This is a genomic window from Pseudoalteromonas sp. ESRF-bin5, from assembly GCF_002632075.1.
Classification (GTDB): Bacteria; Pseudomonadota; Gammaproteobacteria; order Enterobacterales; family Alteromonadaceae; genus Pseudoalteromonas; species Pseudoalteromonas marina.
Genome location: NZ_NTLW01000123.1, coordinates 1 through 9,805, shown reverse-complemented (window position 1 = coordinate 9,805; position 9,805 = coordinate 1). Strand labels below are relative to the sequence as shown.

The window sequence follows — 9,805 nt, the reverse complement described above, 5'->3', positions numbered from 1 at the left end:
CCTGCGGATATAGAGCGTTCGTTAAAATGCGGTATGAATAAACATTTAACAAAGCCCGTTGTAGCAAAAGTACTACTTGATGCTATTGCAGATATGCAGATCACTAAAACGGTATTTTTTGATAGGGCATTTGCCTTAGCTCAATTTAGTGCTGATGAGGCGTTACTTAATACTATGATTGATAAATTTTCTAGCCTATGTGAGACCCAATTACAACAAATTGACGAATGTACCGTTAAAGGTGAATTGGTACGTTTAGTGCATAGTATCAAAGGAGTATCGGGTAACTTGGGTTTTAAGCGGTTATCGTCTTGTGCGCTTCAGTGCGAAAAAAGTCTTAAAGCAACCAATGACCCTGAAGATCAAATCATAAAAGAGCTTATTATGCAGTTGAAGCAGGTTATTGTATTTATTAGAGGTTTGGAGGCGGTGGATGTCAAAAAAAGCTAAAGTGCTTGTAGTTGACGACGATCCACTTAACAGGTTAGTGCTTGAAAAAACGTTATGTGAAGAGCATGACGTGTTTTTAGCTAAAAGTGCAGAAGAGGCACTTGCTTTTGTAAGAACTACACAGTTTGATTTGATTCTGCTTGATATTGTAATGCCCGTTATGAACGGCTTTGAGCTTATTATTAAGTTAAAAGAAAATCCTATTACCCAGGCTATTCCAGTTATTTTTATTTCTGCTAATCAAGAGCATGCTGATGAATCAAAAGGATTAGAGCTAGGCGCGATGGACTATATTACTAAGCCATTCAGCGCTTCTATTGTTAGAGTGCGAGTACGAAATCAATTACTGATAAAACAAAAAAACGATTTACTTGAAATGTTAGCGTCCATAGATGGATTAACCGAAATACCCAACAGACGCTACCTTGATGAAAATTTGTCTCGAGAGTGGCGAAGAAGTAAACGAGGGGGCTCAGTGCTATCTGTACTGCTAATGGATATAGATTACTTTAAACGATACAACGACACATATGGTCACAGAGCCGGTGATGAATGTTTAAAAAAAGTAGCACAATCTTTATTGGCACAATGTAAACGTGGAAGTGACTTTATTGCCCGCTACGGTGGGGAAGAGTTTGCGGCTATTTTACCTGATGTATCTAAAAAGGAAGCAATTGCGTTTGCAAATAAGCTCAGAAATGCAGTAAACAAATTGAATATAGAGCACAAAACATCGTTAAATGCACAATGTATAACTATCAGTATTGGCGTTGCAACCATGGAAGATGGCCGCTCAACCTCAGAGCATTCATTATTAGAAGAAGCTGACTTAGGGTTGTATGAAGCAAAAGAGGCTGGCCGTAATAGAGTGGTCGCTCACTAATAAAATAGGCCAGTAACGTTACTGGCCTTTTTGTATTTTAGTGGCTAACCATATTTAATGCGCTGTCACCAATACCGACTAGTTTATCGTTTTTGAATACAAGTGGCGTACACTCATCTTTAGTCATTTTACCATCAGAATGAATGCTATGAGTTGCATAAAATAAGACTTGATACACATCATCCCCTTTTTTTAGTAACTCGGTAAAATTAGGGGTTTTAAGTGTTGTTAATACCGACTGGTAGCTGCTATCCATTTTTAATTCAGAAATCGCTTCGCGATTATTTTTGTGCTTAGTTTGCCAGCTAGTTGAGTCATTACCTGCCCAGTGCGTTTCTGCTTCACCATCAGATACGGCGATAACACAACCCGTTAAAAATGGAGTAATAATTGCCGCTGCTAGTAGAGATTTATTCATTTTTGTATGTACCTTAATCATTTTTACTTAATTATTAATGATAGTAACGCAAAGTATACGCCAAGTTTAAATTTTATTTATAATCAAGTGTTTACGTTTTTTAGGTTATTTCGTTAATTTTAAAAAATAAAAAAATTAGTAAAAACAGCCACTTTTTAGTTTATTTAACCCAAGCAATGATTAAGGTATTTACTATTCAGAGCTCAGGTTACTTGGCTAAGGCGAGTATTAAACTAAACGGCTACGAGACTCCCCTTGCTTGAACGCTTTAATATTTAAACTTACCTCTTTGACTAATCGCACAATTGATTCGGTGCTTGCCCACGCAATATGCGGCGTTAGCAATAGGTTATTCCCTTTATAATTTGCCAGCGGATTTGAAAGCTCAGCAGGTTCTTTTGTTAATACATCAACGCCTGCGCCAGCAATTATATTTTGCTCTAGTGCACTGGTTAAATCCGCCTCATTAATAATACCGCCTCGTGCTGTGTTAATTATGATGCAGCTTGGTTTCATTACTTTAAATTCGTTTAAGGTAATTAGATTGCGCGTTTCTTCTGTTAACGGACAGTGCACACTAATTATGTCTGCGGTTTTTATGGCTTCGTCAAAAGGCGTTCTGCCATCGCGGCATGGTGCGCCTTTGCGCTCAGACATAACTACATTTGCACCAAAAGCCTCGGCTACATTTGCGACAGCGTGTCCTAGTGTACCACCGCCTATGATTGTTAGTGTTTTGCCTTGTAAATCATTAAAACTGTAGTCAAGACGGCAAAACATTTCACTTTTCTGCCAAGCACCTTGCTGACAATCAGCTTGATATCGGTGTGTATTACCAAGCAGGTTTGTGATTAAAGAGAAGGTATGTTGAACAACCGAAGGTGTTGAATAACCTGCAACGTTTGTAACTGCAATGCCGTGATCTTTTGCAGCCTCTAGGTCAACATTATTAGTTCCCGTAGCACTCACGCATATTAGTTTTAGATTTTTTAGTTTGCTAATTGTTTCGCGGTTTAACACGACCTTATTGGTAATTAAAATATCAGCCCCTTGGCTATGCTCAACAACTTGCTCAGGGCTAGTAAGTTCGTAGGTTTTAAGGCTCCCTAGTTGCTCTAAACAGGCAAGTGATGTATTTGCTAATGTGGCGTTATCGAGAACAGTAATTTTCATGATGTGTCCTAATTAAATAAATTTTAATACTTGACCTTGGTGTGTGCTCTAAGGTTTATAGTTGGCATCAGTTGAGAATATACTCATTGGAGAAACAAATGAAAATAGGTGAGTTTGCAAATCAGTTAGGTGTCTCAACAGATACCCTAAGATACTATGAAAAACACAATTTGTTAACGCCATCAAGTCGAACCGAGGCAGGTTATCGCGATTATGATAAGGCAGCTCTCAAACAAATGAAGTTTATTTTGCGTGCTAAAAATGTTGGTTTTAGCCTGTTAGAGATCAGAGAGTTACTGCAAATTAAATTTAAAAAACACCAGCATTCGTGCCGTGAAGTGAAAGATTTAACGATACAAAAACGCGATCTAGTTGCAGAGCGTATTGCTGAGCTAACACGTTTTCATCAATCGCTATCGATACTGGCAGATAAGTGCTGTGGTGGACAAGAACCCGCTTATAACTGTTCAATATTAACAACCTTGGAGGACATCGATGGACTTACTTAATAATTTTTGGCAGTTATTTTTATTATCTGCCCCTTGGTTAATGCTTGGTTTGCTGATTGCTGGGTTATTAAATGTATATTTACCGGCAAATTTTTTAAATAAACATTTAGGTAAAGAAGGCTTTTTGACCACAGTGAAAGCGGCTTTAATTGGTGCGCCAATGCCTTTGTGTTCATGTGGTGTTATTCCTGCTGCAATAGGATTGAGACGCGCCGGTGCTTCAAAAGGTGCCACTACTGCGTTTTTAGTGTCGACGCCTGAAACAGGGGTTGATTCTGTTTCAGTATCGTATGTGTTATTAGGTCCGTTTATGTCTATTATTCGTCCCATAGCTGCTATCTGCAGTGCTATTGTTGCAGGTGTGTTAGTTGGGCGAGATACCGATAGGCTGCAGACTAAGCCAGCGGCAGGTGCTCAAACAAAAACCAGTTGCTGTGCGTCTAAAACGGCAGAGCCTGAAGTTCAAACCAGTTGTTGTGCGTCTAAAACGGCGGAGCCTAAAGTTCAAACTAGTTGTTGTGATAAACCAAACAAGGCATTACAAAGTCAATGGCAGAAAGTACAACAAGCGATAAGTTTTAGCTGCAATAAACTTCTGTCGGATACCATGGTCTGGTTAATGATTGGTTTATTCTTTGCCGCGTTGGTACAGACCTATGTTCCAGAGTCATTTTTAACACAGTGGGGCAGTGGCATTGTTGCCATGCTTGTGGTGATTTTGATCAGTATACCCATGTATATTTGTGCCACTGCTTCTACGCCTATTGCTGCAGGCTTGTTGTTGAGTGGAGTATCGCCTGGAGCGGTGTTAGTGTTTATGCTCGCAGGGCCGGCAACAAATATTGCTACGTTAGGTGTTGTAGCTAATGAGCTTGGCAAGCGTGCTGTATTCGCTTATTTGACAGGGGTTATTGGGGTTGCATTGATTTTTGGGTTTTTAACGGATTATTTAGTAACTGAGTTTGGGTTTGTTGTTTCCCCGCAACTAGGTGAAGAGCATCAGGTGCTTCCATATTGGCTAAGCTTTATTTGTGGTGTAATTTTAATCGCACTTATTCTGCGTTTAGTTGTCATAGCATTACAAGCAAAGCGAAAGGTAACTGGTAAGAGCATTACTTAATTGTTTGTTATATATGTACTTTTTAGAGTGCTTGTTAGTTTTTATAAAAATGCAATAGCCTGACTTAGTTCGCATTTCAGTTTGCCTGAGTTATACTCAAACCAATAAAACAAACGGTACGTATTTTACGTGCCGTTTTTTAACTTTATAGATGCAGTAATGAGTGAATTAGAAGACAAGTACGCAGACATAAGACCTTACAACGACAATGAGGTTAACGCATCATTAGCGCGTTTAATGAGTGATGATGCATTTATAGATGTCATTGCTAAGTATAACCTACCGCGCTTTCTATCCGCAGTGCCATTTATTGCCCGCCCATTGGTAAGAAGCCAACTACGCAAAAAGTGGGGAAAAGTAACGAGCGTTGAAGATGTTCAAAATGAAGTTGCTACGTATTTAGATAAACTTATAAAACGCACCACGTCAAAAGTCACCTTTTCAGGTTTAGATAAATTAGATCCTAATCAAGCTTATTTATTTGTTTCTAACCACCGCGATATAGTGCTTGATCCTGCGCTTGTTAACTGGGGGTTATACCAACATAAAATGAAAACGGTACGAATAGCTATTGGCGATAATTTACTGCAAATACCCTACATAACAGAGCTGATGCGTTTAAATAAAAGCTTTATTGTTAAGCGCTCAGCTAAAGCCCCTAAAGAAATGCTAAAAGCCCTTACGCAATTGTCATCGTATATTTATGACTCACTAATGGGCGGGCACTCCATTTGGATTGCACAAAAAGAAGGGCGCGCTAAAGATGGCTTTGATCAAACCGATCCTGCATTACTAAAAATGTTGCAACTTAATGGCCGAAAGCAAAAGAAAGAGTTTGGTGAATACATTAAAGAGTTAAAAGTTGTGCCTGTGTCTATTTCTTATCAATATGAGCCATGTGCTATAGCAAAAGCTAAAGAGCTTTATCATAAGCAACAACATGGTGAATATGTTAAGTCGGTGGGTGAAGATATTTTAAGCATTGTTGAGGGCTTTAGTACGGCAAAGGGCCATGTTCATTTAGCTTTTGGGCAGCCTATTGAGTCACAATGCGATAGCGCCGAGGAACTTGCTAACACTATTGACCAGCAAATAATAGATTCATTTTACTTACATCCAGGCAATTATATTGCTGGTGGTTGTAAAGAGTCGGTAATTAACTCTCCAGATACGGCAACATTTGAACAACGTATTGCGCAGGTACCTGAAGAGCTTAAGCCACTTGTATTGGCTATGTATGCAAAACCATTTCATCGTAAAGCACAAATAAATGTTAAAAGCCCTGAATCGCTTTAGCATTAAGTAAATAAAGTAAAAAGTAGCAATAGTATTGCTACTTTTTTTTTGTTTAAAAATAACGCTATACTGCAAGTATGACCTTAACTAAGCGGTGTATGCTATGCAACAAATTGAAATATTTGATATTCCAAGTCCTTGTAAAAGTATTTGCTTAGTTAACAATAGAGGGTATTGCAAAGGGTGTTACCGTAGTCGTGACGAGCGATTTTTATGGAACTCTTTAACCAATGCACAAAAGAAAAAAGTTTTGAGCCTATGCCAGCAGCGCTACAAGCGATATCTTCTCAAAAAACAGCAAGCTGAAAGTGCAACTAACACGGCAAAGCAGCACGGATTCGATTTTTAATCATACATATTGTATTTAGCTTTAAGCGCATAAGCCGTGCCATTGTTATGAAGTTTATTGAGTGCCGCTTCTAAGCCTTCAATTAGGTGCGCATTTTGTTTGTTTAAGTAATGATAAACAGGTGTTACACGTAGTGTCTCTTTTTGGTAGCAAACATCAGGATGCTGGATTGGTAGACTGTCAGATGCAAAATCGAGTAGCAATATACCTTTTACTTTTTCTTGAGTAAGCAGGTTTAGTTGCGTACTTATATTTTTTACTTCAATTACATTACCATCAAATTGCGTATTTTTTATGTACTGTGCTTGTATGGGGCAATCAGCTAAAATAGCGACGTTATCGAGCCGGTTTAATATGCTTTGCTGGCAGTTTTTATACAGTATTAATTTAAACTTGAACAATGGGTAGTTAACAGGCAGCAAATTAGGAAAATCTACCTCTATACTGTTGTCTCGACCCAACTGTCCGTCTAGTGTGCCATTATTAGCAGCGCGAAGAGCATTTTGGGGATTAAAATCGATAAGGTGTATTTCGTAGCCTATGTCCTTGTAGGCGAGTGTAAGAAGCTCAAGAACATAATTTGCTTGCGGTACGTTATCAGGGCGGTTAAATGTGAGCGTGTTTTGATTGCTAAAACATGCCGTGCTCAACATAAAACACGTTAATAGAAACAATACACTAAAGCGGCTTTGCATTATCATTTCCAATTACTGCTGAGATAAATTAATAAGAGGCGTATAATAGCAAGGTGCTTGCTTTTTGCCCAGCACTGCAAGCTATGTATTACACCCTAAGCCATATAAAGAATGAGGAAATCCTGTGAGTTTTAACCTATGTTTATTACCACGTGAAGATAAGTACCAAATCCAGCTCGACTATGAAGCCTCATTTTGGGCATACCAAATTAAGCGTAATAAAAAAACACGCGAGCAAGTTTATAATACAATCCATAGCCGTCCAGTAGCAGAGCAAACGATATTAAAACAAAAATTTGAGCAATATTTGGCACTAATGCTTAGTTAAAATGTATACCACCCAATTATTAGATAAAGTAAAAACACCCTTAGTAAATAAATTTTACAAACTACATGGGGCTAGCGGGCGCGCTAATAAGCAAGATCAAGTATGGGTTATATACTTAGATGAGCAAATAGTGGCTGCATGTAGGGTGCAACATAAATCCAATTTTTTGTTTTTATCCACGGTTTATGTTGCTAAAGAACATCGCTCAAAAGGGCTAGCAAAGCAATTAATAACTGATCTTTTGAAGCATCAACACATGCATGTTTATACCTTTGCATTTAAAAACATAGTCGATTTATACCTCAGTATTGGTTTTAACCAAGTGTTAACATATACTGCTGATCTACACGTACTTTTTGATATGTATAAGCACCGCAATATTGTCGCACTAGAGTACCCATAAAAATAAAAAACCATATGGAATGACCATGAGTAAGGGCGTTAATTGGATTTTAAGTTGCTGCTTAGTTTTAATAACTATAGTGAGTTGCCAGGCTGGTGCACAAGTTAAGCGTTTATCACCCAGTGAAGGCCTATCACAAAGCTACGTTAATACCATACTCATCGATAACAACGGGTATTTGTGGCTTTCTACCGAAGGGGGATTAAACCGTTACGATGGGTATCAAGTAACCCCGATTAATGGCCCAAATGGAGAGCTAGAAGAAGCAATTATTGACAGAATATACCAAGACGTAGACGGTTATATTTGGATTGCCTCATTACTCGAGGGTCTTTTTAGATATGATCCAGCCACAGATACTTACAAGCAATTTTTAAGTCCTCCAAGCAACGAAGAGCAAATTTTTAATCAATCAGTATTTACCATGCTAGCGGCTGATTCTAAAACACTGTGGATTGGACGAGATCGAGATTTTGCGAAGCTCGATATTCAAAGCGGTGTGATTGAATCTGTTTTTGAGCTGCCTAAAGAATACAAAAATACATTAGTAAGAAGCTTGTTTCATTATAACGGTTACATTTTTATAGCGACCTCTCACGGTGCTTACGTTCATGATATTGCTAATGATCTAACTCGTCCATTACAGCATTTAAAAGGTGAGGCGGCGCATGTTTACCAAAATAATGTTAAGTCGTTTGAGCTGGGTGAAAATAACCAGTTATTAGTCGGTGCGGTTAAAGGTATGTATCAGGTTGATATTAGTGATTTACCAAGCATGTTTGAACGTCCCGACATTGCATTCAAAAATAAAGTATTACTTGCCGACCTAAATGTGTGGAAAATAGAGTACAACCAAGGTGAAATCGATCTTGCGACAGACAAAGGGTTATTCAAATTTGATTTAAATAGTGGTGAGTTAATAAAAAATACACGAATCACTCAAAGTAAATATACCTTAGCCGACACCAGCATTATTGATATGGCCAAAGATAAGTCTGGTGGCGTATGGGTGGCCACAAAAAGTGATGGTGCCTTTTATCTATCAAAAGATACGTATCATTTTAACAATGTTGATGGCAGTGTGCTGGGTGGCGCAGGTTTATCTCACCATTCAATATGGGGAATAACCGAATTTAACGAAAAGCTCTGGCTTGCAACCAATAATGGCTTAACTGAGGTTGATTTAAAAACCAATACCAGCAAAGTATATTTAAAAGATTATAAAGCTGACGCTTACACACGCGAGTTTAGTGTTTGGCAAATTATGCCCTATAAAAATATGCTTTGGCTTAATACAAATCGAGGCTTGTATATTTTTGATCCAAATACGTATCAAGTCACTGAACCTAAAACAAAAAATGTGGCAAACCAAGATCATATCTCAGGGTGGGTACACGGTGTTGCTTTAATGCCAAATGGCGATTTATATTTTATGCATCGTGACCATGGCGCGTTTGTTTATAATATAGACACCAAAATTGTGACACGATTGGGCGGTGAATTGGCACAATTTAACCCTTTTTTAGCGCATGGTTTTTTACCCGCTTTACCAAATAAACCTGACTGGCCACTCTTTTTTAATGCCGGTATTTTATATCAATTAAACCCTAACAACTTAGCGTTAGAAATGATTTATAAAGTACCCAAACAACATGAAAACGTTGCAATTAGTGTGCTTTCATACGTAATTGATAATAACAACGTGTTGTGGATCTCTCTTTCTAACTTTGGCTTAATTGGTATTGATTCATCAACGTATGAACACCTTCATACTATTGATCTTGATAAGAATAAACTAGGTACATTACTTTATAGTATGGTGCTTGACGACGACGGTATGATTTGGATGAGTAGCCATAAAGGTATTTGGCGTTTAAATCCAGAAACGCTCCACTTTCAGCAGTTTAGTACAGCCGAGGGGCTTTTATCGGCTGAATTTAATAGCTCAGCAATGGCGCAGCTTAACGATGGCCGCATTGTATATGGGGGGTTAAAAGGAATAACGTATTTTCATCCAATGGAAAACCAAAGTTATAAGCCGCTTATAGAGCATGTAAATATAACGCGGGTAAATTTAATGTCTCGAGAGTTATCTCGCGATTTAAGGCAACCTCTGAATGAAGTCGTTTTAAACCACGATGACATTGGTCTTGAAGTGGCTTTTTCTGCAATGGCTTTTAG

At 38.2% G+C, this 9,805-nt stretch carries 12 protein-coding genes; 9 read left to right on the top strand and 3 right to left on the bottom strand.

Features of this window, described 5'->3' with window-relative positions; translation table 11 throughout:
* Both BCG07_RS06335 and BCG07_RS06330 read left to right on the top strand, forming a co-directional pair.
* Positions 1 to 450 (top strand): Hpt domain-containing protein (locus BCG07_RS06335; protein WP_286889355.1); only part of this gene is annotated, 450 nt, incomplete at its 5' end.
* Complete coding sequence (locus BCG07_RS06330; protein WP_286889353.1) at positions 434 to 1,333, top strand: GGDEF domain-containing protein; 900 nt, start codon at positions 434 to 436, stop codon at positions 1,331 to 1,333. The genes BCG07_RS06335 and BCG07_RS06330, both read left to right, overlap by 17 nt.
* 37 nt (positions 1,334 to 1,370) lie before the next feature.
* Here BCG07_RS06330 and BCG07_RS06325 read toward each other — a convergent pair whose 3' ends face one another.
* The gene (locus tag BCG07_RS06325; RefSeq protein WP_286889351.1) at positions 1,371 to 1,751 is read right to left on the bottom strand and encodes a DUF3192 domain-containing protein; all 381 of its coding nucleotides are present in this window, start codon (positions 1,749 to 1,751) and stop codon (positions 1,371 to 1,373) included.
* 228 nt (positions 1,752 to 1,979) lie between these two features.
* Positions 1,980 to 2,924, bottom strand: coding sequence for a D-2-hydroxyacid dehydrogenase (locus tag BCG07_RS06320; protein WP_286889349.1), 945 nt, complete (start codon positions 2,922 to 2,924; stop codon positions 1,980 to 1,982).
* A 98-nt stretch (positions 2,925 to 3,022) separates the two neighbouring features.
* Between BCG07_RS06320 and zntR the strand changes: the two genes are divergently transcribed.
* The 4 genes from zntR (at position 3,023) to BCG07_RS06300 (ending at position 6,198) form a co-directional block, all read left to right on the top strand.
* The gene (gene zntR / locus BCG07_RS06315; RefSeq protein ID WP_006793210.1) at positions 3,023 to 3,433 is read left to right on the top strand and encodes a Zn(2+)-responsive transcriptional regulator; all 411 of its coding nucleotides are present in this window, start codon (positions 3,023 to 3,025) and stop codon (positions 3,431 to 3,433) included.
* A complete protein-coding gene (locus BCG07_RS06310; protein WP_006793209.1) occupies positions 3,420 to 4,553 on the top strand; it encodes an SO_0444 family Cu/Zn efflux transporter in 1,134 nt (377 codons plus the stop codon). The genes zntR and BCG07_RS06310 overlap by 14 nt, the downstream gene beginning before the upstream one ends.
* A gap of 159 nt (positions 4,554 to 4,712) precedes the next feature.
* The gene (locus BCG07_RS06305; RefSeq protein ID WP_033019396.1) at positions 4,713 to 5,849 is read left to right on the top strand and encodes a 1-acyl-sn-glycerol-3-phosphate acyltransferase; all 1,137 of its coding nucleotides are present in this window, start codon (positions 4,713 to 4,715) and stop codon (positions 5,847 to 5,849) included.
* 103 nt (positions 5,850 to 5,952) lie between these two features.
* On the top strand, positions 5,953 to 6,198 hold the full coding sequence (locus tag BCG07_RS06300) for a DUF1289 domain-containing protein (protein WP_010556589.1): 246 nt from the start codon (positions 5,953 to 5,955) through the stop codon (positions 6,196 to 6,198).
* On the opposite strand, the gene BCG07_RS06295 is transcribed toward BCG07_RS06300, so the two are convergent.
* The gene (locus BCG07_RS06295) at positions 6,195 to 6,893 is read right to left on the bottom strand and encodes a transporter substrate-binding domain-containing protein (RefSeq protein ID WP_010556588.1); all 699 of its coding nucleotides are present in this window, start codon (positions 6,891 to 6,893) and stop codon (positions 6,195 to 6,197) included. The genes BCG07_RS06300 and BCG07_RS06295 overlap by 4 nt on opposite strands.
* A gap of 124 nt (positions 6,894 to 7,017) precedes the next feature.
* Between BCG07_RS06295 and BCG07_RS06290 the strand changes: the two genes are divergently transcribed.
* From BCG07_RS06290 to BCG07_RS06280, 3 genes are all read left to right on the top strand, one after another.
* The gene (locus BCG07_RS06290; RefSeq protein WP_010556587.1) at positions 7,018 to 7,221 is read left to right on the top strand and encodes a DUF3283 family protein; all 204 of its coding nucleotides are present in this window, start codon (positions 7,018 to 7,020) and stop codon (positions 7,219 to 7,221) included.
* Position 7,222: 1 nt separating this feature from the next.
* Positions 7,223 to 7,624: a GNAT family N-acetyltransferase gene (locus tag BCG07_RS06285; protein WP_008132419.1), complete on the top strand. Its 402-nt coding sequence runs from the start codon at positions 7,223 to 7,225 to the stop codon at positions 7,622 to 7,624.
* 25 nt (positions 7,625 to 7,649) lie between these two features.
* Positions 7,650 to 9,805, top strand: a 2,156-nt coding sequence (locus BCG07_RS06280; protein ID WP_286889342.1) for a ligand-binding sensor domain-containing protein, incomplete at its 3' end; no start/stop codon positions are given.

Coding starts and splice junctions, on each gene's coding strand:
- BCG07_RS06330 (WP_286889353.1), top strand. CDS start 434: ATGTCAAAAAAAGCTAAAGTGCTTGTAGTTGACGACGATCCACTTAAC.
- BCG07_RS06325 (WP_286889351.1), bottom strand. CDS start 1,751: ATGAATAAATCTCTACTAGCAGCGGCAATTATTACTCCATTTTTAACG.
- BCG07_RS06320 (WP_286889349.1), bottom strand. CDS start 2,924: ATGAAAATTACTGTTCTCGATAACGCCACATTAGCAAATACATCACTT.
- zntR (WP_006793210.1), top strand. CDS start 3,023: ATGAAAATAGGTGAGTTTGCAAATCAGTTAGGTGTCTCAACAGATACC.
- BCG07_RS06310 (WP_006793209.1), top strand. CDS start 3,420: ATGGACTTACTTAATAATTTTTGGCAGTTATTTTTATTATCTGCCCCT.
- BCG07_RS06305 (WP_033019396.1), top strand. CDS start 4,713: ATGAGTGAATTAGAAGACAAGTACGCAGACATAAGACCTTACAACGAC.
- BCG07_RS06300 (WP_010556589.1), top strand. CDS start 5,953: ATGCAACAAATTGAAATATTTGATATTCCAAGTCCTTGTAAAAGTATT.
- BCG07_RS06295 (WP_010556588.1), bottom strand. CDS start 6,893: ATGCAAAGCCGCTTTAGTGTATTGTTTCTATTAACGTGTTTTATGTTG.
- BCG07_RS06285 (WP_008132419.1), top strand. CDS start 7,223: ATGTATACCACCCAATTATTAGATAAAGTAAAAACACCCTTAGTAAAT.